We start from the raw sequence: 20,510 nt of genomic DNA, 5'->3' as shown, positions 1-20,510 counted from the left end.
CCTGCGTCGCCGAGGGCACCGCTGGAATTGACGAGCGGTCACCGCCAAGGTGGTGCCATGTGCTGGAGTGCGACAGCCGATCTCGTGGCGGGCGCCGGGATCACCTGCGTCGGTGTGGCCTGCGTGGCGCGCGTGCACCGGATCGGCGATCTCCCCCTTGCCGCGTTGCCGGTGCTGCTCGGCGTCCATCAGCTGGTCGAGGCGCGGGTCTGGCAGGTCGGGGGCGGCACCGGATGGGCCACCGTCGCCTGGGCCGTGATCGCCCTTCCTCTGCTCGCGGTGTGGGTCCCGCTGGCCGTGCTGAGCGCCGCTGCGCGCGAGGCCGCGGCCAGGCTGTCGATTCCCGTGGCCTCCGGCGTCGCGACCTCGGCCGTACTGGCGTACGCCATCGCCACCCGTCCCGTGCGGGCCGAGATCCGCGGGCACACCGTCGGCTACGTCATCGGGCTGCCGTATGCGGGTGTGCTCATCGCGGGCTATCTGCTGGCCACGGTCGGCGCGTTGCTGCTGTCCGGGGACCGCCGGCTGGTGGCGCTCGGCGTACTGGCCGGGGTGGGGGCGCTGGTGTGCTGGGCGCTGTGGCGGCTGGAGTTCGTCTCCACCTGGTGCGCGTTCGCGGCGGTGTGCTCGGTGGTGGTGTCCGGGTGGGTGGCCGGCCGGCGGCCGAAGTCCCGCAGTACCGTTCGGCACGCCCCGGAGACGGTGTGAATCCCGCGCGCTGAGGGCGGCCGCGGCGCGGGAGACGCGGGTCACATCAGGCCATGTCACAGGGGGCCGGGGCCACCCCGTCTCAGAGGGTGTGGCTATTGACGACGGCAGAGGAGAACCCCATGGACGCGCGCCGTGGGGGCACCTCAGGGGGAAGGGGATCGGCGTGAGCAAGGTCGAGGAGTTCGAGGAGCTGCGGCCGCTGCTGTTCTCGATCGCCTACCGGATTCTGGGCAGCGTGAGCGAGGCCGAGGACGCGGTGCAGGAGGCCTGGCTGCGGTTCGACGGCTCGGCGACCCGGCCCACCTCGAGCAAGGCGTATCTGTCGGCCGTGGTGACCCGGATCTCGATCGATGTGCTGCGTTCCGCGCGGGTGCGGCGGGAGGAGTATGTCGGCCCGTGGTTTCCCGAGCCGCTGCTCGCCGACCCGTATCAGGATCCGGAGCGGGCGGTGGAGCTGGCCGACTCGGTGTCGATGGCGGCGCTGGTGCTGCTGGAACGGCTCAGCCCGCTGGAGCGCGCGGTGTTCGTGCTGCGCGAGGTGTTCGCCTTCGGGTTCGACGACATCGCGGCGGCGGTGGGGCGTTCTCAGGCGGCGTGCCGGCAGCTGCTGGTACGGGCCCGGCGGCACATGCAGGACGGGCGGCCCCGGTTCGAGGCGGACCGTGAGGATCGTGAGGAGCTGGCGACGCGGTTCTTCGACGCGCTCAAGAACGGCGATGTGGCCGGCCTGCAGAGCCTGCTGGCCGCCGATGTGCAACTGGTCGGGGACGGCGGCGGCAAGGCCCCGCAGCTGGCCAGGGCGGTCATGGGCGCGGAGAACGTGGCCCGGCTGCTGGGCACGGTCTTCCCCTGGCTGATCCGGATCGACGTGACGTTCGAGCCGCACGAGGTCAACGGCCAGCCCGGCGCGATCTTCCGCGACCGGGACGGCAGGATCCTGCAGACCATGGTCCTCGATGTCCTCGACGGCCGGATCCAGACCGTCCGCGCGGTGATCAACCCCGACAAGCTCGGCCACCTCGGCCCGGTCGGCGACGCCTGGGCCGTCGACCACGAGGTGAAACAGGCCCGCCGCCAGGGCAGCTGACCTCGGCCGCCTTGTCCTCGGCCGGCGGAAGGGCGTCGGGAGGCCGTCGTCCGCCGAAGCTGCGCCTGCCTGTCTCAGTGCCAGCCGAAGCGGCGATCCACCAGGGCCGCGAACTCCTCCAGGGTGACTAGGGCGTCGCCGTTCTGGTCGGCGGCGTCGAAGAGGGCGGAGGACGCCTCGGCGTCCCCCAGGGCCCAGAACGGCAGATCCCCCGACGCGGCCAGGGTCGGGCCCTTGGTCCGCAGGGCGATGATCACCTCTTCGCGGGTCAGCGTTCCGCTGTTGTCGAGGTCGAGCGCCTCGAACAGCTTCCGTGCCTTGTCACTCATCGTCTCGCCCCCCGTCCTTTCACGAAGGAGAACGCCTCTCCCGTCACAGCCGTTCCCCGCAGTGCCCGCCTAGAGGGCCCGGGCGACGAGCAGGGCGACGTCGTCGTGGTCGTCGGGGTGGCGCAGGCCGTAGAGCAGCAGGTCGCAGGTTTCCTCCAGCGAACGGTGGGGTTCGTCGAGGAAGCCGAGCAGGACGTCGAGGCGGTCGTCGATGGGGTGGTGGCGGGTCTCGACGAGGCCGTCGGTGTACAGGACCAGCAGGTCGCCGGGGGCGAGCCGGGCGGTGGTGGTCTCGAAGGCGATGCCGCCGACGCCCAGCGGGGCGCCGGAGGGCAGGTCGAGCAGCTCGGCGGCGCGGCCGGGGCCCGCCAGCGCGGGTGGCATATGGCCGGCGTTGGCGAACTGGCACCGCCGTGTGTGCGGGTCGTACACCGCGTAGAGGCAGGTGACGATGTAGTGCTCCAGATCGCAGGTGATCTTGTCGAGGTGCTGGAGCACGGCGTCGGGAGCGAGGTCGAGGTCCGCGTAGGCACAGGTGGCGGTGCGCAGCCGGCCCATGGTGGCGGCGGCGTCGATGCCGTTGCCCATGACGTCGCCGACGACCAGTGCGGTCCGGTCGTCGCTGAGGGGGATGACGTCGTACCAGTCGCCGCCGACCTCGCTGGTGGCCTGGGCGGGCTGGTAGCGGGAGGCGAGTTCGAGCCCCGCGTGCTGCGGCGGGTGGTCGGGCAGCAGGCTCCGCTGCAGGGTGAGGGCGGTGTTGCGCACGCTCTGGAACCAGCGGGCGTTGTCGATGGCCACGGCCGCGCGCCCGGCCAGCTCGCTCGCGAGGACGACGTCGTCCTCGTCGAAGGGGAGCGGGTTGGTGGTGCGCTTGAGGTCCAGGGCGCCGAGTATCTCGCCGTGGGCGATCAGCGGTACGGCCAGGTAGGAGTGGACGCCGGCCCGGGCCAGCAGCGAGCCGGCCTCGGCGTCCCGGGCGATGCGCGGCAGATCGCGCTCGCCGACATGCTGTACCAGGACCGGCCGGCCGGTGTGCACGCACAAGGTGACCAGGCGGTCCCCTTCGTAGGCCGCGAGGCCGCCGGGCGGGTCGGCCGCCCGCAGTGCCACGGTCGGCTGGGCCGCCTTGAGCGCGAGGGCCCGGAAGAGTTCCGGCCCGTCGTCCGGTCTGCGTGAGCGGCGGCAGGCCAGCGCGGAGTCGAGGACGTCCACGGCGACCACGTCGGCGAGCTGCGGCACGGCGATCTCGGCCAGTTCACGGGCGGTGTCCTCCACCTCCAGCGTGGTGCCCACCCGCACCGAGGCGTCCGCGATGAGGGCGAGGCGGCGCCGGGCCCGGTCGGCCTCGGCGGCCGCCCGGTGCCGTTCGGTGACGTCGACGACCGAGGCGGCCGCACCCAGCACCCGTCCGCCCGGGTCCTCCAGGCGGTAGAAGGACAGCGACCAGGCGTGCTCGTGGTCGGGGTCGGTCGGCGGGCGGCCCACGTGGTACTGGTCGAGCAGCGGGGTGCCGGTGGTGAGCACCTGCAGCAGCGCGCTCTCGATGGTGCCCACGTCGGGCAGCGGCAGCGTCTCCCTCAGGGCCCGGCCCACATGGTCCTCGGCGGGGATGCCGTCGATGCGCTCCAGCGCCGGATTGACCAGGAGGTATCGCAGATCGGCGTCGAGGAGGGCGAGGCCGATCGGGGACTGGTTGATCAGCCGTTCGCACAGGGCCAGGTCGGTCTCGACGCGCTGCAGCAGATTGTGGTCCGCGGCGATGCCGAGGGCGTACATGTCCCCGAGATCGTCCTGGAGCCGCATGTTGCGGAACTCCATCATGCGGGTGCTGCCGTCCTTGTGCCGGATGGGAAAGGCGCCCGCCCAGCTCCGGCCGCTCTCCAGCACCTCCGTGAACAGCTTGACCACCGACTTCAGATGCTCGGGATGGATGAACAGCCGGGCCGCGTACTTGCCGAGCGCCTCCTGTGCGCTGTATCCGAACAGCTCCTCGGCCTGCGGGGTCCAGAACACGATGCGTCCGTCGGCGTCGACGACCGTCGCGGCCACGCTCAGGAGGTCCAGCAGACCGGTCGGCGGGGGCGGCTCGAAATCGTCCGCATCACCGTCGGACCGGAAGTATTCGGCTGTCATCCCGCAACCACCTCCACCGTTCGGCGGGATCCGCGGATCCCGTACGGCATCACCGCCACCCGGGTTCCGACCAGCGGCACTTCCATGCTCCCTCCGGTCCGGGAACCGCGGAAGCGCTACGGGCGGGGTGGGGGAGTCCGCCAGGGCCGTGCGGATCGGGCGGACAAGCAGGAACATGGTCCTGTAGAGGACGGCACCCGGATGGCACCCATGGATCCTGCGCGAGAAACATCCGACGGGCCGACGCCCTCGGGGCCACGCGAACTCCTCGACGCGTCCACCGACGCGGCGGCGGTCGTGTCCGCGGCGGGCGTCGTGCTCGGCTGGACCCGGGGCGCCGAAGCACTGCTCGGCCACCCCGCGTCCGAGGTGGTCGGCGGCCCCGCCGCGCGCCTGGTGGCGATGCCCGCCGACCCGGCCCGGGTGGCCGCCGTCGCGCAGCGGTGCCGCGCCGGAATGGGCTGGAGCGGCCTCATCTCCGTGCGTCACCGCGACGGGCGGGTCCTCGATGTCGACCTGCGGGTGTCCGCGTCCTTCCGTATCGGAGAGGACGAGTGCTTCCTGCTGTCGGCACGGGAGCGGCGGCAGCAGTGGTCGGTGGGCGAGTCCGTCCTTGACGGGTTCCTGACCCGTTCCCCCATCGGCATGGCCGTGATGGACGAGGAACTGCGCTACGTCTGGCTCAACGACACCCTGGAGCGCTTCGGCGGGGTGCCCCGCGAGCAGCGGCTGGGACGCCGGCTGAGCGAACTGCTGCCCGGGCTGCAGGCGGCCGCCATCGAGGGACTGATGCGCAAGGTCCTGGACACCAAAGTCCCCGTCACCGACTACGAGTACCTCGGCTGGAGCTGGGCCGACCCGCACCGCCAGCACGCCTACTCGACATCCTTCTTCCCGCTGGTGGACGCCGAGGACTCCGTCACCGGAGTCTGCTACATGGTCCAGGACGTCACCGAGCGCTGGACCGCCCGCCGACTGCTGACGCTGGTCAACGAGGCGGGGACGTGCGTCGGCACCACCCTCGACGTGATGCGGACGGCCCAGGAACTCGCCGACTTCGCCGTACCCCGCTTCGCCGACTTCGTCGTCGTGGACCTGCTGGAGCCCGTGCTCAGCACCGAAGGGCACGGCGCATGGCTGACCGACGCCGGGCCGGCCTCCGTCGGACCGGTGATGCGCCGGGCCGGAATGAGCTCGGTGCGCGAGGGCTGCCCGGAGGCCGTGGTGCGGGTCGGGGACCGGTCCGGCTTCCTGCCTCCCGCGCACGACATGAACCTGCTCGTCGACGGCGAGCCGATCCTGCTGCCCGTCCTCGATCCCTCCGACGAGCGATGGATCGCCGAACAGCCGGAACGAGCAGCAAAAATAAAGGAGTTCGGGCTGCACTCCTTCATCGCCGTGCCGATGCGGGCACGGAACACCATCCTGGGCCTGACCACGTTCATGCGGTCACTCAATCCCGTCCAGTTCCAGCCCGACGACGTCCTGCTGGCCCGGGAGCTGGTGGCGCGGGCGGCGCTGTGCGTCGACAACGCCCGCCGCTACACCCGGGAACACACCGCGGCCGTCACCCTGCAGCGCAGTCTGCTGCCGCAAGCCCTGACCGGCGGAACCGCGCTGGAGGTGGCCTCGACCTATCTGCCGGCGGATCCGACGGACGGCGTGGGCGGCGACTGGTTCGACGTGATCCAGCTGTCCGGGGGCCGGGTCGGCCTCGTCGTCGGCGACGTGGTGGGGCACGGCATCACCGCCGCGGCGACCATGGGCCGGCTGCGCACGGCCGTTCAGACCCTCGCCGACATGGAGCTGCCGCCCGACGAACTGCTCGCCCACCTCGACGACCTCGTGCTGCGGCTGAGCGCCGAGCGGACCGACGACGAGGCCGCCCCCCGCAGCGCCACCGCCTTCCTCGGGGCGACCTGCCTGTACGCCGTCTACGACCCGGTCACCCGGCGGTGCACGATGGCCCGCGCCGGACACCCGCCGCCGGTCGTCGTGGCACCCGACGGGCAGGTGTCCTTCCCGGAACCGCCGGCCGGGCCGCCGCTCGGGCTCGGCGGTCTGGCGTTCGAGGCCACCGAGATCGAACTCGCCGAGAACAGCCTGATCGGCCTCTACACCGACGGCCTCATCGAGGGCGCGGACGGCGACATGGAGCTGGGCATGTCCCGGCTCGGCGAGCTGCTGGCCCGCTCCGGCCTCGACCTCTCCACGCTGTGCACCTCCGCGGTACGGCAACTCGTGCCCGTGCCGCAGCCCGACGACATCGCCCTTCTGCTGGCGCGCACCCACGCCCTGGGCGCCGACCACGTCGCCTCGTGGGAGGTGCCGGTGGACCCGGCCGCCGTCGCCGACGTCCGCGCCCGCGCCACCCGCCAGGTCGCCGTCTGGGGGCTGGAGGACCTGGTCATGACGACGGAACTCGTCGTGAGTGAACTGGTCACCAACGCCATCCGCCACGCCGAGCCCCCCATCCGGCTACGGCTCATCCGCGACACCGCCCTGACCTGCGAGGTCGCCGACGCCAGCAGCACGGCCCCCCGTCTGCGGCATGCCCGCAGCACGGACGAGGGCGGCCGCGGCCTCTTCCTGGTGGCCCAGCTGACCGATCGCTGGGGCGCCCGGTACACGCCCGACGGAAAGGTCATCTGGGCGGAGCAGGAGATGCCCTGACGGGGTGCGGCGGGGCCGGCCGACACGGGTGACCCCGTGGTGGCCGCCGCCGGGTGACTCCTCGGCCGCTGCCGCGGGGTGGTTCCTTGACAGCCGCCGCGTGGCTGCTCCTTGACAAGGGGTGGGGGCGACCCGACACTGGCGTTGCGTTTCGCGCATCTAGTTTCGTAATACGCATCGAGGTGGTCATGAAGCTTCCTGCGTGCCGTCTCGCCGATCTGCCGCGAGGCGAGGCGTTCCGGCTCGACTCCGACCCGGCGGTCGCCGTGTTCCACACCGAGGACGGCGAGCTCTACGCGATCGACGACACCTGCACCCACCAGGACGCCTCGCTCGCCGACGGCTGGCTGGAGGGCTGCGAGGTGGAATGCCCGTTGCACGCCTCGAAGTTCGACCTGCGCACCGGCGCCGTCGACGCCCCACCGGCCCGGCTGCCCGTCCGCACCCACCGGGTCCTCGTCGAGGACGGCACGATCTACGTCGAGCTGTCCGAGGCTCCGCCGAACCTCCCGCCGACGTGCGTGGCAGCCCGTCTCCGGGGGGCCACACCGGCGGGAGGGGCCGCGTGAGGAGAGTGAGGACCGCCGCCGACGAGCCCTGTCACCCCGGCGGCGGCCGACCGGCCGTCGGGACCGCCCTCGCCGACCCACGGGCAGCGGTGGGCCCTGGCTCCCCGGTACTGGGCGGCACCGCCGTCGAGCGCTCCGGCGTGGGCCGTCGCCACGTTGACCGCGGGCAGTACGGCGCGGTCCGGTGGCCCGCAGGCTGTGCCGCATGGGAGTCAGGCCGTTGCCGTGGTCTCGTCGTGAGGGGCGGGGGGCCGTCGTACGTCTGGTTCGGCCCGTCCGCCCTCGCCGGTCCGCTGGTGACGGTGGGCCCTGGCTCGCCGGTACTGGGCGGCACCGCCGTCGAGCGCTCCGGCGTGGGCCGTCGCCGCGTTGACCGCGGACAGAATGGCGCGGTCCGGTGGCCCGCAGGTTGTGCCGCATGGGAGCCAGGCCGTTGCCGTGGTCTCGTCGTGAGGGGCGGGGGGTCGTCGTACGTCTGGTCCGGCCGGTACCGCGTGGGCAACCAGTTCGACGCGGCCGGTGTCCACCCGAACCGCCCGTGCGCTCGGCGGAGCGGGTCGTCGGTCGCCGAGGCGGCGCGGAAGGCCGGCTCCTCATGACCGCCCTGGTCCAGGCGGGCGCCCCGCCGCGCCCGGGGACGCCGGACGTGTATCCGCACGGGCTGCCGCGGCCCGGCCGGACGCTGGTGATGGGCGTCGTCAACGTCACCCCGGACTCGTTCTCCGACGGCGGGCTCTCGTTCGCTCCGGAAGCGGCCGTCGCGCACGGACTTGCGCTGCTCGAGCAAGGGGCGGACATCGTCGACGTGGGCGGGGAGTCGACCCGTCCCGGCGCGGAGCGGCCGACGGTCGAGGAGGAGCTGCGACGCGTTCTGCCCGTCGTCGGGGAACTCGCCGCGGCGGGCGCCGTCGTCAGCGTCGACACCATGCGGGCCGAGGTCGCCGCCCGCGCGCTCGACGCGGGCGCACGGCTGATCAACGACGTCTCGGGCGGCCTCGCCGACCCCGCGATGCTGCCGACGATGGCCGGCGCCGAAGCGCCGTACGTGCTGATGCACTGGCGCGGCCACGCCACCGCGATGCAGGCGAACGCCGTCTACGGCGACGTCGTCACGGACGTGGTCGACGAGCTGCGCCTGCGGGTCGAGGCCGCGCTCCAGGCGGGCATCCGACCCGGCTGCCTGATCCTCGACCCCGGCCTGGGCTTCGCCAAGGAGGCGGACCACAACTGGCAGTTGCTGGGCCGGCTCGGGGAATTCCGCGCGCTGGGCCACCCCGTCCTGGTGGGCGCGTCACGCAAGTCGTTCCTGGGCCGCCTGCTGGCCGACCCGGCAACCGGTCACCCCCGCCCGGCACAACAGCGTGAGGCCGCAACCACCGCCGTCTCCGCACTCGCCGCCGCACAAGGCGCCTGGTGCCTACGGGTACACGACGTGAGGTCGACACTCGACGCGGTAAGGGTGACGGCCCGCTGGGGCGCCGAAACGCCTGCCTGACCGTGGCACGGCACACCCGCGGCAAGCGGCGCAGTGCCTAGCCCAGATACCCCATCCGATGGCTGATCTCCTCGGCCCCCTTGAGCAGCACCGGCGCCACCTCGCGCATCCGCTCCTCGGTGAACCGGTACGCCGGCCCGGACGCACTCAGCGCCGCGATGACCTCGCCGTCGCGGGAACGAACCGGCGCCGCCATGGCATGCAGACCGATCTCGAGTTCCTCCTGCGTCACCGCGTATCCGCGCTCCCGGGCCGCCGTGAGGTCCTTCTCCAGCTTCGCCCTCACAGTCAGCGTGTGGGGCGTGAGCTTCTGCAGCCCGGACGCCGCGAGCACGTCCGCACGTTCCTGCGGCGACAGATGGGCCAGCAGGATCTTCCCGCTGGACGTGGCGTGCACGGGGGTGAGCTGCCCGACCCAGTTGTGCGTGCCGACCGCGCCCGGACCGCGTACCTGGTAGAGGTTGACGGCGTAATGCTCCTGCAGGACCGCGATGTTGACCGTCTCGCCGATCTCCTCGGCGAGCCGCTCGCACACCGGCCGGCCCTGCTGGGTGATGTCGAGCCGGCCGGTGACCGCGCCGGCCAGCCGCACGATCCCGAAGCCGAGCCGGTACTTGCCCCGCTCGGCCGTCTGCTCCACCAGACCGCGTGCCTCCAGCGCGCCCAGCAGGCGGAACGCGGTCGACTTGTGGACGTCGATCTCGCCGGCCACCTCGCTGACGCCCGCCTCGCCGCGCTGGGCGAGGATCTCCAGGACGCTGACGGCACGGTCGACGGACTGCACCCCGTTCACCGCAGGGGCCGCAGTTTCGCCGTCTGCCGTGTAGTTGCTCATGGCGCAACTATACGCATTTCGTGGCGGGCGTCAGCAGAAGACGACGGTGCGGTGCCCGTCGCCCATGAACCACTGCCGTAACCCCGTTCCGGCCCTCCCGAGGGTTGCGCATCGCGCAACCCTCTGTGCTATTGCGCACTGATGCCGCCCGTCTATTGACAAGCCCCCGGCCGCGCCCCAAGCATGTTGCGCATAACGAGCTCTGTTGTGTAATTCGAGACACCTGGTCGGGCACCCGCAACCCGGAGGTTCCCCATGAGCATCACCGTCGTCGGCGCGTCGCTGGCAGGCCTGAGCACGGTCCGCGGGCTGCGCGCAGAGGGCTACGACGGCGAGATCGTCGTCGTGGGGGAGGAGCGCCACACCCCCTACGACCGCCCGCCGCTGTCCAAGGACTTCCTCAAGGGGGACATCGACGCCGAGGCGCTCGCGCTCGGCGACGCCGACGAGTACGAGGCCCTCCAGGTCACCTGGCTGCTCGGCGAGCGCGCCGTACGCCTCGACCCCGCGGACCGGTCCGTCATCCTCGCCGGAGGACGCCGGCTGCGCAGCGACGGGGTCGTGGTGGCGACCGGCGCCGGCCCCCGCCTGCTCCCCGGCATGGACGGGCCGGCCGGCGTCCACACCCTGCGCACCCTCGACGACGCCGAGGCCCTGCGCGCCGAACTGCTCGACGGACTGCCCCGGGTCGTCATCATCGGCGCCGGCTTCATCGGCGCCGAGGTGGCCTCCACCGCCCACCGGCTCGGCCTGCACGTCACCGTCGTAGAGGCCGTCGACGTCCCGCTGGAACGCCAACTGGGCCGCGAGATGGGCCTGGTGGTCTCCTCGCTGCACACCGACCACGGCGTACGCCTGCTGTGCGGAACCGGCGTGGCGGGACTCACCGGCGAGGACCGGGTCACCGGGGTACGGCTGGCCGACGGGCGCCTGCTGCCCGCCGACATCGTCGTGGTGGGGGTGGGCGTACGGCCCGCCGCCGACTGGCTCGCCGGCTCCGGCGTGCAGGTGGACGACGGCGTGGTGTGCGACGCGGGCGGCGCGAGCAGCGTCCCGGGTGTGGTCGCCGTCGGCGACGTCGCCCGCTGGCCCAACCCCTTCACCGGACGCCGCGCCCGCATCGAGCACTGGAGCAACGCCACCGAACAGGCGAAGACCGCCGCCCGTACGCTCCTCACCGGCGAGTCCGCCGCGCCCGCCCGGGCCACCGCACCGTACTTCTGGTCCGACCAGTACCAGGTGCGCATCCAGCTCGCTGGACACGTGGCCCCCGGCGACCGGCCCGAACTCATCGAGGGCAGCCTCGACAGCCGCTCCTTCGTCTCCGTCTATCTGCGCGAGGGCACCCCCGTCGCCGTGCTCTCCCTGAACCAGCCGAAGCTGTTCAACCGGCTCCGCCGCACCCTCGCCCCCGCAGTCCCGGCCGCCGTGTCATGAGCCGCGCGCCTCAACTCCCCCTGCTGGACGCGCAGATGACCGGCCCGAGCATCCCGCGGCACCTGCGCTACACCTGGGACCACGAATGGCTGGTCGTGGACGAGGGCAACGCCACCGTCGGCATCACCGCGTTCGCGGCCGAGGCCCTCGGTGACGTCGTCCAGCTGCGGCTGCCCGAGGTCGGCAGCCGCGTCGAGGCGGGCGAGAGCTGCGGAGAGATCCGGTCACTGACGGCCGTCAGCGGCCTGTACGCCCCCGCCTCGGGCGAGGTCCTGGAAGTCAACACCGCGCTGGCCGACGCGCCGGGCGTCGTCAACACCGCCCCCTACACCGTCGGCTGGCTGTTCCGGCTGCGGGTCGAGAACATCGCCGGCGCCCTCTCCGCCGACGCGTACGCAGCCCACTGCGCCCACACCCGAGGAGACCGCCGATGACCCTGTTCAACAACCGGGTCAAGGCGCTTGCCGACAAGCGCCCCGTCTACGCAGGTCTGTAACCGTCAACCAGCCCGCAGGGGCGTGCCCGCGACCCGCGTCGGCACGCCCCGCCAATCCCCCGGAGTATGGCGTGGCAATCAGCGTCTTCGACCTGTTCTCCATCGGCATCGGCCCGTCCAGTTCGCACACCGTCGGCCCGATGCGCGCCGCCGCGATGTTCGCCGCCCGGCTGAAGCAGGACGGCCTGCTCGCCCAGACCACCGCGGTACGCGCTGAGCTGTTCGGCTCCCTCGGCGCCACCGGCCACGGCCACGGCACCCCCAAGGCGGTGCTGCTCGGCCTGGAGGGCAACGAGCCGCACACGGTCGATGTCGCCCAGGCCGACCTCGATGTCGAGCGCATCCGCTCCACCGGGCGCATCCGCCTCCTCGGCGCCCAGATCGGCCCGGCCCACGAGATCGCCTTCGACGTCTCGACCCAGCTGGTCCTGCACCGCCGGCGCTCGCTGCCGTACCACGCCAACGGCATGATCCTCTTCGCCTGTGACGCCGACGGTGTGCCGCTGCTGGAGAAGACGTACTACTCGGTCGGCGGCGGCTTCGTCGTCGACGAGGACGCCGCCGGGGCGGACCGGATCACACTCGACGACACGGTGCTCGCCCACCCCTTCGGCACGGGCGACGAACTGCTGCGGCTGGCCCGGGAGACCGGCCTGTCGATCTCCGCGCTGATGCTGGAGAACGAGAAGGCCTGGCGGACGGAGGAAGAGATCCGGGCGGGGCTGCTGGAGATCTGGCGGGTCATGGAGGGCTGCGTGTCGCGCGGCCTGGCCCTGGAGGGCATCCTCCCGGGCGGCCTGAAGGTACGGCGCCGGGCCGCGGCCGCTGCCCGCCAACTGCGCAGCGAGGGCGACCCGTTGGCCCGTGCGATGGAGTGGGTCACGCTCTACGCGATGGCGGTGAACGAGGAGAACGCGGCGGGCGGCCGCGTGGTCACCGCCCCCACGAACGGCGCGGCGGGCATCATCCCGGCCGTCCTGCACTACTACCTCAACTTCGTGCCGGGCGCCGACGAGGACGGCATCGTCCGCTTCCTCCTCGCGGCAGGCGCCATCGGCATGCTCTTCAAGGAGAACGCCTCCATCTCCGGGGCCGAGGTCGGCTGCCAGGGCGAGGTCGGCTCCGCCTGCTCGATGGCCGCGGGCGGCCTCGCCGAGGTCCTGGGCGGCAGCCCGGAACAGGTCGAGAACGCGGCCGAGATCGGCATGGAGCACAACCTCGGCCTCACCTGCGACCCGGTCGGCGGCCTCGTCCAGATCCCCTGCATCGAGCGCAACGGCATGGCCGCGGTCAAGGCGGTCACGGCCGCCCGCATGGCACTGCGCGGCGACGGCCGCCACCACGTCTCCCTCGACAAGGTCATCAAGACCATGAAGGAGACCGGCGCCGACATGAAGGTCAAGTACAAGGAGACGGCGCGGGGCGGGCTGGCGGTCAACGTCATCGAGTGCTGAGGGAACAGGCCCTGACCTGCGCGTTCGTTTCTTTCAGCGCTGTCGGAGCCTTCCCTTCTTACGCGGTGGAAAGTCCCTGGAAACTCCCTGGGACAGACGTGAAAGTCCCTGAAAAGTCCCTGAAAAGTCCCTGGGAAGCTCCCATGGAAGGGGCTCCTGACCTGCGGGTTCGCGGCACGTGATCAACGCCGGATACGGCCTGGGGCGGGGCCGGTCGTGGAATCCGTCGTAGCCGAGGCTGCCGTATGCAGCATCCGCCATGGCAACTTCCGGCATCACGCGTTCGACAGCGTGGACGGATGAGAACACGCGGGGCGGCATCAGGGCAGGGGACACCAGCACGGGGGACACGAGCGCAGGGAGCGCGAGCGCGGCGGAGTTCGGGTTCAAGGAGTATGCGAGCGCGGTGGCAGGCGGAACATCTTGCGGGACAAGGACGCAGCGGCATTCGTCCGCTCCGTCGCGGACGGGAACGAGACGGTGCCCACCGTCACCGTCGCCGGGCACGCCATGGTCACCCCGTCGAAGCGACAACTGCTGGACACGGTCTGCGAGCACGCACCGCACCTGCTGGCGTCCTGACCCGGCGCTGAGAGCAGAGGGCCGTGGCCGGCCGACGGCCTCCGGACGGCCCGGAGCCATGCGCGCAGTGCAGCGTTCAGTACACTTCTCGGTCTCGACGAACCTGGCGTCCGCGTCGCCGTCGGGGTCGAAGGCGTCAGCGGCGGGGGGCGAATCTGGGCGGGCCGTCCTCAGGGCCAAGCCCACGCCGGCCAGCTTCGCTTTGACCTCGTCGATCAACTTCGCACCGAAGTTGCGGATGTCCAGGAGGTCGGCCCCGGAGCACTTCACGCCACGCGCAGGATCGCAAATGCGTCCGGGCGCCAGAGGACGCCCTCGCCCGCACCACCCAGCCCCAACCCGCCATCGAACCGGCCCATACGGCACCACCACCCCACCCGGAAGCCCCGCGGACACCGCCTCGATCCCACGTCTCCCGTACTGACGCCCTGTTACCCAAGGCCTGCTGGCGCTATTTACCCAAGGTCTGCTGGCGCTATCTGGATCCGATCGCACGGGTGCCTGACCTCTTCCGTGACTCCCCCTCAGGGCTGGCGCGGTAGTGGCCAGCCGCCCTCCGCTTCCAAAGTTTCCGGAATACGCGCCTACCCAGGATCGATTGTTCCGGGCGAGACCATCGAGGCGGACGGGGGAAGCCGGTGAACGATCTAAAGCTGTTCCAGGTCGCCGACGGCCAGGCGGCCGAGATCCCGGGAGCTGCAGTGGCGCTGGAGCGTCAGCTGCAAACGTTGATCGAGCGCAACATGGAAGCGATGCTCGGGATCCGGTTCTTGGCCTCGGAGTACGGCACCGGTTCGCGGCACAGGGGGCGAATCGATTCGCTCGGGCTGGACGAGTACGGCAACCCGGCGATCATCGAGTACAAGCGTTCGAATGGCAAGGCGGTGATCACACAGGCTCTTTCATACCTGTCGTGGCTGCGCGACCACCGCCACGAGTTCGAAAGCCTGGTGAAGGAGCGGCTGGGCGACGAGGCAGGCCGCTCGGTCGACTGGAGCAACCCCCGCCTGGTGTGCATTGCGGGAGACTTCACATCGCACGACACTCACGCGTTGGAGGAGATCGGTCGGCGGATCGATCTCGTGAGCTACCGGGACTTCGGTGGGGGCCTGCTGGCTCTGCAACTTGTCGCCTCCGTGACCGGCTCGGCGACAGCACTTCGGACCCCGAGCACGCCCGCGGGGGCGAGCGCGCCTGCGGCGGGACCCGGGGGTGGTGGTTCGACAGTCAAGTCGGTTCGGCAGTTCTACGACGAGTCGCCTCAGTCGCTGCGGGATCTGTACGCCGACCTCGACGTCATGCTGGTCTCCGATGCTGATGTACAGAAGGAGTTCCAGCTGCATTACGTCGCCTACCGGCGGATCAAGAACGTCGCGACAGTGCGATTCCAGCCGCGCAGCCACACCCTCGTGGTCCGGCTTGCCGTCAACCCGGACTCGGTCGAGCTGGCCGAGGGCTTCGCCCGTGACGTTCGCAAGATCGGCTGTCCAGGAACCGGCCCTCTGGAGCTGCGGATCCGGTCGCAGGAGGACCTGGCGAGAGCCAGCGACCTCGTCCGGCGAAGTGTCGAAGGCCGCTGACCCAAATTACGGGGGCTGGTGTGCACCGGAGTTCCGGTGCACACCAGCCCCCGTTTGGCGTGCCTGCAGGGATGGCGGCGGTCTGGCGTTGGCTGGTCTCATTTCTCGGGCCCAGCGAGTTCGAAGTCGTCCTGGGTCAGTGCGTTGCGCAGCCGCTGTTCTGCGATGTCGGCGTAGTGCTCGGAGAGTTCGGCACCTATGAACTGGCGGCCTTCTCGCAAGGCGGCGACGCCAGTCGTTCCGGAGCCGGTGAAGGGGTCCAGGACCGTTCCGCCCGGCGGGCAGATCTTCACCAGTTCCTGCATCACTTCCACGGGCTTCTGGGTAATGTGCACGCGGCCTTTCCTCGGCTGGCTCGCTGTGTAGAGGCCGGGCAGGTAGACGGGGTTGCGGGCGGCGTCGACGGGCCCCTTGGTGCCCCACACGATGTACTCGCACGACTGCTTGAGTCGGCCCTTCTGCGGCCGGGAAACCGGCTTGTGCCACGAGGCGATTCCCCGCCAGGTCCAGCCGGCGGCCTGGAGTGCGTCCGTCGTGGTCGGCAGCTGTCGCCAGTCGGTGAAGACGAGCGCGGTACCGGACTCGACGGTTGCGCGATAGGACTCGGTCAGCAGGAGGGTGAGCCAGAAGCCGTACGAGCGCTGGTCTCGGTTCTCGCCGGGGAAGTTGGCGAGGTCGTGTTCGGCATCGGCCGATGTGTACTTGGCGCGCGCGGAGCGTCCGGTGCGCTCGCTGCTCGTTCGGCCCCCGCTGTTGTAGGGCGGGTCGGTGATCACTGCATCGACGCTGTTGTCGGGGATGCTGGCGAGGGCGGTCAGCGCGTCGCCTCGGTGCAGGGTGTACGGCATTGCGCGGTTCTCTCTTTCAGGGAGGCGGTCGTGCGCCCTTTTCTCCGCTCCCGGAGGGGGAGCGCACGTCGGCATGCGTCACTCCGCGGAACTGCGAAAACAGCCGCCGTGACGAGCAATGCGCTGGAGGTTAACCCCGAATTCCGGCCGCACCCAATGAGGCAGATCTCGACTCAGCGCCTCGAAACCGCCCGAGGCACGGGCCGTTTGGTGCGGCCGGATTTCGTCTCTACAGTCTCGCCGTGTTCGCAGGACGGGACCTGGTTCCAGCCCTGCTGAGCTGTGTCGATGCTGCCGTTCCATCCAAGGACAGCATGCCTGACACCCCATCTACTGGCCTCCTAATCGGCGAAAAGGACTCCCCATGTGGCGAGTGAGATTACGAGGGCGGCTGGCTGCCGCTTTCCAGTGAGAGGCCAACGGCCGGGAGTTAGCAGCTCCCGGCCTTGGTCTCCCAGCCTCCCCCAGGGACTGCGAATTCATAACCGTGCGGTGCCGGTGGCCTTTTCGACGAGAACGCCTGCGCCGCGCTGTCTACGAGTAAGGAGCTGCCGATGCAGCATGCCCAGGCCCGCCCCTCCCCGGGCCCAGATTCCGCCTCCTGCCGTTCGACGTGTGGCGCGCGTCCGTGAAGAAGGCCATAGCCATAGCAGGGGCCGTGGCGCTCGGCCCGACATTGTTGATAGCGCCGGTCGCTGTCGCTCTGGCCGGTTCCAGCAGTGCTCAGGCCGCCTGTTCTGCGGACGGTGCACAGGCCGTGAACAGTGCGGCGGTCGCGAAGCTGGTGAAGTCGATCTTCAAGGGCGACGGCAAGGGGCCCGTGTCCGTTTCGGGGCTTTCAGACCCCGAAGAGCAGATACCAAACGCCGAGACGATCCAGGCCACTGGTATCGCGATGAAGGTGCCGGCGCGGGGGCAGATCGTTGCCCTGGCCACGGCTGTGCAGGAGTCGGGGCTGCGGAACCTGGACTACGGCGATCGGGACTCGCTCGGCCTCTTCCAGCAGCGTCCCAGCCGGGGTTGGGGTACTGCTGCCGAGGTTCGCGACCCGGTGCATGCCTCGACGAAGTTCTACGAGAGTCTGCTCAAGGTCTCGGGCTGGCAGTCGATGACCATCGCCCAGGCCGCGCAGGCGGTTCAGAAGAGCGGCTTCCCCGACGCGTACGCGAAGTGGGAACCGCTGGCCACGGCCCTCCAGAAGGCCATCGCCAAGTCTCTTGGCCAAGACGGCAGTTCCGGCAAGGACAGCGACACCGATGGTGAGGCCGAGCAGACCACCTCCCCGGCAGCTACCGCGTGCGGCACCGGCGGGGACGGGTCCTCCTTCGGCCCGATTCCCGACGGGTCCGTACCCGAGGGCTACGAGATCCCGTCCAGCGCACCCAAGTCGGTGCGTACGGCGATCCGTTGGGGTCTCGGCCAGCTCGGCACGCCGTATCAGTGGGGCGGTACGTGCTCTGCTCCCCACGGCCAGGACCCCATGGGCCGATGCGACTGCTCGTCCCTGATGCAGGCGTCGTACAAGGCCGGCGGTGTCTCGATCTCCCGGACCACATACGCGCAGGTCAAGGAGGGCAAGGCGGTCAGCGTCGATGCTCTCAAGCCGGGTGACCTCCTGTTCACCCGCGGCACGGCCGCAGCGCCGGAACACGTCGGGATGTTCATTGGCCAGGGGCTGATCCTGCAGGCCCCGCATACCGGTGACGTGGTCAAGATCTCGACCCTCGCCGACTGGCGCGCAGACATCGTCGCCGCCCGCCGGGTCGCCTGACCGGCACCTTCTCCTCTCCCGTCGCTCCCTCTCCTCTCGGGCCCTCGCGCGCCCAAAACCGCACTGGAGTTCCAAGTGAATCTCATGCAGCACGCCCAGTATCTGGCGTACAACCCCGGCATCACACCGAAGGAAGGTGGTCTCCCCGGCCTCAGCGTGCTGAAGAACGTCATCTCCTCGATTAACCTCTTCGGGATCATCGCCGTGGTCGGTGCCCTGGCCATCTCCGCCATGGTCTGGGCGTGGGGTCACCACAGCGGTGGCCACCAGGCCGAGGCGAACGGGAAGAAGGGCACGGTCATCGCCGCCGGCTGCGCGCTGCTGCTGGGCGCGGCCAACGGCATCGTCGCGTTCTTCTCGGCGATGGGGACGCAGGTTCACTGATGCCGAAGCATCGTTCCCTCTCCGCCCAGGAGCACACCTACGGGGCGCCGTCCTCGGTCCTGCGGCGTGCCCTGCTGGGCGGCCTCATCCTGGCCGTCCTGCTGACCGTCGCCGGGCTCCTCGCGTATCTGACCCGCGCGGACAGCCCCGCCTCAGCCAAGCCCACGCCGACTCCGGCGTCCACGCAGCCCGCTGCTTCGCCAGAGGCAACTCCAGGTGGGCCTACGGCAGTTGCGGCACCGCCCAAGACGACCGATCCGATCGTCTTTGCCAAGGCGGCCACCAAGGTGCTGTGGACGTACGACACCCGTTCCTTCTCCCGTGCCGAGCACGTCGCCGGGCTGAAGCGGTGGATGACCGGCGAGAAGAAGTACGCCGACTGGGAGTCCGTCTCCGACCAGATTCCCAGTCCGGTGCTGTGGTCGCGGATGCACGACAACCGCCAGCATGCGACCGCGAAGATCGGCGAGGGCCACTTCCCGCAGGCGTTCAAGACCGCCCTGGCACAGGACCCCGGCGCGATCACCAAGGCGTACGTCTACGCCGTCACGGTCACCGGTAAGCAGTCCATCGCCTGGAAGGGCTCCGGGGCCGGAGCCGAGTCCCGCTCCACGACGCTCGCCGTCCAGTGCCGCCCCGACACGGCCTGTGCCCTGGTCGGCGTGCTGCCGAGCGTCGCGCCTTGATCGCCCCCGACATTCTCGAAAGGAGGTGCCCTCATGGGGGCTTGTGACCTTCCCCTGATGAGCACGGTGTGCGACACCGTCGGCGGCGTCGTCGGTTCGACCGGCGAGGCGATCACCGATGGCATCGGCGCCTGGATCGCCAAGTCGATGGGCGAGCTGGCGCAGTCCGCCGCGGACCTCGCCTCAACGGCCGTCGACAAGACCACGGCCGTCGATCTCAACGCCGAGTGGTTCCGCAGCAACTACGAACTGCTGCTGCCCATCGGTCTCGTGCTGACCGTCGCCACGTTCTGTCTGCAGCTGATGCGCGCGGCCTGGCGCCGTGACGAGCGCGCCCTCGCGCAGGCGGTGACCGGGACGGTGGCGGGTGTCCTGTTCGCGTTCGCCGCGATCGCCTGCAGCACCATCGCGCTGACCGTGGTCGACGCGCTGTCCGCCGGGTTGTTCAAGGCGGCGAACACTTCGGTCGACGACGCCATCCGCCGCATCATCGAGGTCAACAACCTCGGCCCGATGTACACGATGGGCTGGACGATCCCCGCCATGGTCGGCCTGGGGTGTGCCATCGGCGCGTTCCTGTACTGGGCGGTGATGGTCGCCCGCAAGGTCGGCATCCTGGTCCTGGTGACGCTGGCGGTGTTCGCCGGCGCGGGCGGCGGCTGGGAAGTCGCGCGGCGCTGGCGGCGCGGGTGGATCGAGGCGACCGCGACTCTGATCGTCAGCAAGCTGCTGATGACGATCGTGTTCCTGCTGGGCGTCTCGGCCATGGGCAAGAGCGACGCCTCCGACGGGCTCGCCGCCCTGTCCGACTCCATGGCGGGCATCGTCGTCATGGTGCTGGTGATGCTGTGCCCTTATGCCACGTACAAGTTCGTGCACTGGGCGGCCGACGGCGGCGGCCAGGACGACCTGCACCGTACGGGCGTCGCCGGGGTCGCGGTGGCTGCCGGTGCGGCGAAGACCGCGGGCCAGCTCGCGATGCAGGCCGGCACCGGCATGCGGGCTCCGCAGGGGCCGTCGAAGGTTCCGGGCCAGGGCTCGGGCGGTGTCGTCTCCGGCATCGACCCGACCGGCGGATCCGCGGACGGCGACAAGCCGAAGCAGACCCATTTCCGCTTCGGCGAGGACCCCAACGCCGCTGGCGACAAGGGCCGAGCGCTGATCCGGCGGCCTCCCACCGATGGTGACCGCGGGCAGCCGCTGATCCAGCGTCCCGGCCAGGAGGCGGCGGCCGACGCGGCACCGGTCTCCTCCGGGCCGACGCCCCAGGGCGCCGCGGTGGCGCAGCCGCGCATCACGCACCTGGATCCGCCGGCACCCCGGCGTCCGGGGCCAGTGGGCGGACCTTCCCCGCAGGGCAGTGCGACGCCGCAGCGGTGGGTCTATCCCGAGCCGCCAGGTGGATCGGGCTCGTAGCCCTTGCCTGACGGGGCGGGC

The 20,510-nt window shown here is 70.9% G+C and carries 18 protein-coding genes and 1 pseudogene; 14 read left to right on the top strand and 5 right to left on the bottom strand.

Features of this window, described 5'->3' with window-relative positions:
• Positions 1-57 precede the first annotated feature (57 nt).
• Complete coding sequence (locus ACFY1U_RS35360; protein ID WP_390698120.1) at positions 58-708, top strand: DUF6629 family protein; 651 nt, start codon at positions 58-60, stop codon at positions 706-708.
• 166 nt (positions 709-874) lie between these two features.
• Positions 875-1,798: an RNA polymerase sigma-70 factor gene (locus tag ACFY1U_RS35355; protein WP_390698119.1), complete on the top strand. Its 924-nt coding sequence runs from the start codon at positions 875-877 to the stop codon at positions 1,796-1,798.
• Between the two features lie 74 nt (positions 1,799-1,872).
• Here the strand turns inward: ACFY1U_RS35355 and ACFY1U_RS35350 are convergent, their stop codons facing one another.
• Together ACFY1U_RS35350 and ACFY1U_RS35345 are read right to left on the bottom strand one after the other, a co-directional pair.
• On the bottom strand, positions 1,873-2,127 hold the full coding sequence (locus tag ACFY1U_RS35350) for an EF-hand domain-containing protein (protein WP_390698118.1): 255 nt from the start codon (positions 2,125-2,127) through the stop codon (positions 1,873-1,875).
• Between the two features lie 69 nt (positions 2,128-2,196).
• Positions 2,197-4,263 carry a SpoIIE family protein phosphatase gene (locus tag ACFY1U_RS35345; protein WP_390698117.1) on the bottom strand — a complete coding sequence of 689 codons (2,067 nt, stop codon included), beginning with the start codon at positions 4,261-4,263 and terminating at the stop codon, positions 2,197-2,199.
• A gap of 201 nt (positions 4,264-4,464) precedes the next feature.
• On the opposite strand from ACFY1U_RS35345, the gene ACFY1U_RS35340 reads away from it, so the two are divergent.
• The 3 genes from ACFY1U_RS35340 to folP all read left to right on the top strand — a co-directional run bounded on the left by ACFY1U_RS35340 (position 4,465) and on the right by folP (position 9,000).
• Positions 4,465-6,936, top strand: coding sequence for a SpoIIE family protein phosphatase (locus ACFY1U_RS35340; RefSeq protein ID WP_390698116.1), 2,472 nt, complete (start codon positions 4,465-4,467; stop codon positions 6,934-6,936).
• A gap of 188 nt (positions 6,937-7,124) precedes the next feature.
• Positions 7,125-7,505 carry a bifunctional 3-phenylpropionate/cinnamic acid dioxygenase ferredoxin subunit gene (locus ACFY1U_RS35335; protein WP_390698115.1) on the top strand — a complete coding sequence of 127 codons (381 nt, stop codon included), beginning with the start codon at positions 7,125-7,127 and terminating at the stop codon, positions 7,503-7,505.
• A gap of 688 nt (positions 7,506-8,193) precedes the next feature.
• A complete protein-coding gene (gene folP / locus ACFY1U_RS35330) occupies positions 8,194-9,000 on the top strand; it encodes a dihydropteroate synthase (RefSeq protein WP_390698236.1) in 807 nt (268 codons plus the stop codon).
• 37 nt (positions 9,001-9,037) lie between these two features.
• Here folP and ACFY1U_RS35325 read toward each other — a convergent pair whose 3' ends face one another.
• Positions 9,038-9,835, bottom strand: coding sequence for an IclR family transcriptional regulator (locus tag ACFY1U_RS35325; RefSeq protein WP_390698114.1), 798 nt, complete (start codon positions 9,833-9,835; stop codon positions 9,038-9,040).
• Between the two features lie 255 nt (positions 9,836-10,090).
• Here ACFY1U_RS35325 and ACFY1U_RS35320 point away from each other — a divergent pair, with 255 nt between their 5' ends.
• From ACFY1U_RS35320 to ACFY1U_RS35305, 4 genes are all read left to right on the top strand, one after another.
• Positions 10,091-11,272 (top strand): NAD(P)/FAD-dependent oxidoreductase, encoded by a 1,182-nt coding sequence (locus ACFY1U_RS35320; RefSeq protein ID WP_390698113.1) that lies wholly within the window; start codon positions 10,091-10,093, stop codon positions 11,270-11,272.
• Positions 11,269-11,706, top strand: a complete 438-nt coding sequence (gene gcvH, locus ACFY1U_RS35315) for a glycine cleavage system protein GcvH (RefSeq protein WP_390698112.1) — start codon at positions 11,269-11,271, stop codon at positions 11,704-11,706. Before ACFY1U_RS35320 ends, gcvH begins: the two co-directional genes overlap by 4 nt.
• 133 nt (positions 11,707-11,839) lie before the next feature.
• A complete protein-coding gene (locus ACFY1U_RS35310; protein ID WP_390698111.1) occupies positions 11,840-13,222 on the top strand; it encodes an L-serine ammonia-lyase in 1,383 nt (460 codons plus the stop codon).
• A gap of 423 nt (positions 13,223-13,645) precedes the next feature.
• Positions 13,646-13,804 carry a hypothetical protein gene (locus tag ACFY1U_RS35305; RefSeq protein WP_390698241.1) on the top strand — a complete coding sequence of 53 codons (159 nt, stop codon included), beginning with the start codon at positions 13,646-13,648 and terminating at the stop codon, positions 13,802-13,804.
• Between the two features lie 84 nt (positions 13,805-13,888).
• On the opposite strand, the pseudogene ACFY1U_RS35300 reads toward ACFY1U_RS35305, so the two are convergent.
• A pseudogene (locus ACFY1U_RS35300) lies at positions 13,889-14,065 on the bottom strand (DNA-directed RNA polymerase subunit alpha); the annotation flags it as partial.
• Between the two features lie 377 nt (positions 14,066-14,442).
• Here ACFY1U_RS35300 and ACFY1U_RS35295 point away from each other — a divergent pair.
• The gene (locus ACFY1U_RS35295; RefSeq protein WP_390698110.1) at positions 14,443-15,384 is read left to right on the top strand and encodes a transporter; all 942 of its coding nucleotides are present in this window, start codon (positions 14,443-14,445) and stop codon (positions 15,382-15,384) included.
• Positions 15,385-15,482: 98 nt separating this feature from the next.
• Here ACFY1U_RS35295 and ACFY1U_RS35290 read toward each other — a convergent pair whose 3' ends face one another.
• Positions 15,483-16,232: a DNA-methyltransferase gene (locus ACFY1U_RS35290; RefSeq protein ID WP_389081046.1), complete on the bottom strand. Its 750-nt coding sequence runs from the start codon at positions 16,230-16,232 to the stop codon at positions 15,483-15,485.
• Positions 16,233-16,860: 628 nt separating this feature from the next.
• Here ACFY1U_RS35290 and ACFY1U_RS35285 point away from each other — a divergent pair.
• The 4 genes from ACFY1U_RS35285 to ACFY1U_RS35270 all read left to right on the top strand — a co-directional run bounded on the left by ACFY1U_RS35285 (position 16,861) and on the right by ACFY1U_RS35270 (position 20,489).
• Positions 16,861-18,003, top strand: a complete 1,143-nt coding sequence (locus tag ACFY1U_RS35285) for a C40 family peptidase (RefSeq protein WP_390698109.1) — start codon at positions 16,861-16,863, stop codon at positions 18,001-18,003.
• An 84-nt stretch (positions 18,004-18,087) separates the two neighbouring features.
• Complete coding sequence (locus ACFY1U_RS35280; protein WP_361522249.1) at positions 18,088-18,387, top strand: DUF6112 family protein; 300 nt, start codon at positions 18,088-18,090, stop codon at positions 18,385-18,387.
• On the top strand, positions 18,387-19,073 hold the full coding sequence (locus tag ACFY1U_RS35275) for a hypothetical protein (protein WP_390698108.1): 687 nt from the start codon (positions 18,387-18,389) through the stop codon (positions 19,071-19,073). The genes ACFY1U_RS35280 and ACFY1U_RS35275 overlap by 1 nt, the downstream gene beginning before the upstream one ends.
• A gap of 57 nt (positions 19,074-19,130) precedes the next feature.
• Complete coding sequence (locus ACFY1U_RS35270; RefSeq protein WP_389085516.1) at positions 19,131-20,489, top strand: ATP-binding protein; 1,359 nt, start codon at positions 19,131-19,133, stop codon at positions 20,487-20,489.
• Positions 20,490-20,510: the final 21 nt, after the last annotated feature.

It is taken from the genome of Streptomyces sp. NPDC001351 (assembly GCF_042896045.1).
In the GTDB taxonomy this organism is placed as follows: domain Bacteria; phylum Actinomycetota; class Actinomycetes; order Streptomycetales; family Streptomycetaceae; genus Streptomyces.
This window is presented reverse-complemented; position numbering and strand designations above follow the sequence as displayed.

What these genes read in the sequence shown, in the direction of transcription:
- gcvH (WP_390698112.1), top strand. Translation starts at nt 11,269, where the DNA reads ATGAGCCGCGCGCCTCAACTCCCCCTGCTGGACGCGCAGATGACCGGC.
- ACFY1U_RS35340 (WP_390698116.1), top strand. Translation starts at nt 4,465, where the DNA reads ATGGCACCCATGGATCCTGCGCGAGAAACATCCGACGGGCCGACGCCC.
- folP (WP_390698236.1), top strand. Translation starts at nt 8,194, where the DNA reads ATGGGCGTCGTCAACGTCACCCCGGACTCGTTCTCCGACGGCGGGCTC.
- ACFY1U_RS35270 (WP_389085516.1), top strand. Translation starts at nt 19,131, where the DNA reads ATGAGCACGGTGTGCGACACCGTCGGCGGCGTCGTCGGTTCGACCGGC.
- ACFY1U_RS35275 (WP_390698108.1), top strand. Translation starts at nt 18,387, where the DNA reads ATGCCGAAGCATCGTTCCCTCTCCGCCCAGGAGCACACCTACGGGGCG.
- ACFY1U_RS35325 (WP_390698114.1), bottom strand. Translation starts at nt 9,835, where the DNA reads ATGAGCAACTACACGGCAGACGGCGAAACTGCGGCCCCTGCGGTGAAC.
- ACFY1U_RS35335 (WP_390698115.1), top strand. Translation starts at nt 7,125, where the DNA reads ATGAAGCTTCCTGCGTGCCGTCTCGCCGATCTGCCGCGAGGCGAGGCG.
- ACFY1U_RS35290 (WP_389081046.1), bottom strand. Translation starts at nt 16,232, where the DNA reads ATGCCGTACACCCTGCACCGAGGCGACGCGCTGACCGCCCTCGCCAGC.
- ACFY1U_RS35345 (WP_390698117.1), bottom strand. Translation starts at nt 4,263, where the DNA reads ATGACAGCCGAATACTTCCGGTCCGACGGTGATGCGGACGATTTCGAG.
- ACFY1U_RS35280 (WP_361522249.1), top strand. Translation starts at nt 18,088, where the DNA reads ATGCAGCACGCCCAGTATCTGGCGTACAACCCCGGCATCACACCGAAG.
- ACFY1U_RS35350 (WP_390698118.1), bottom strand. Translation starts at nt 2,127, where the DNA reads ATGAGTGACAAGGCACGGAAGCTGTTCGAGGCGCTCGACCTCGACAAC.
- ACFY1U_RS35360 (WP_390698120.1), top strand. Translation starts at nt 58, where the DNA reads ATGTGCTGGAGTGCGACAGCCGATCTCGTGGCGGGCGCCGGGATCACC.
- ACFY1U_RS35320 (WP_390698113.1), top strand. Translation starts at nt 10,091, where the DNA reads ATGAGCATCACCGTCGTCGGCGCGTCGCTGGCAGGCCTGAGCACGGTC.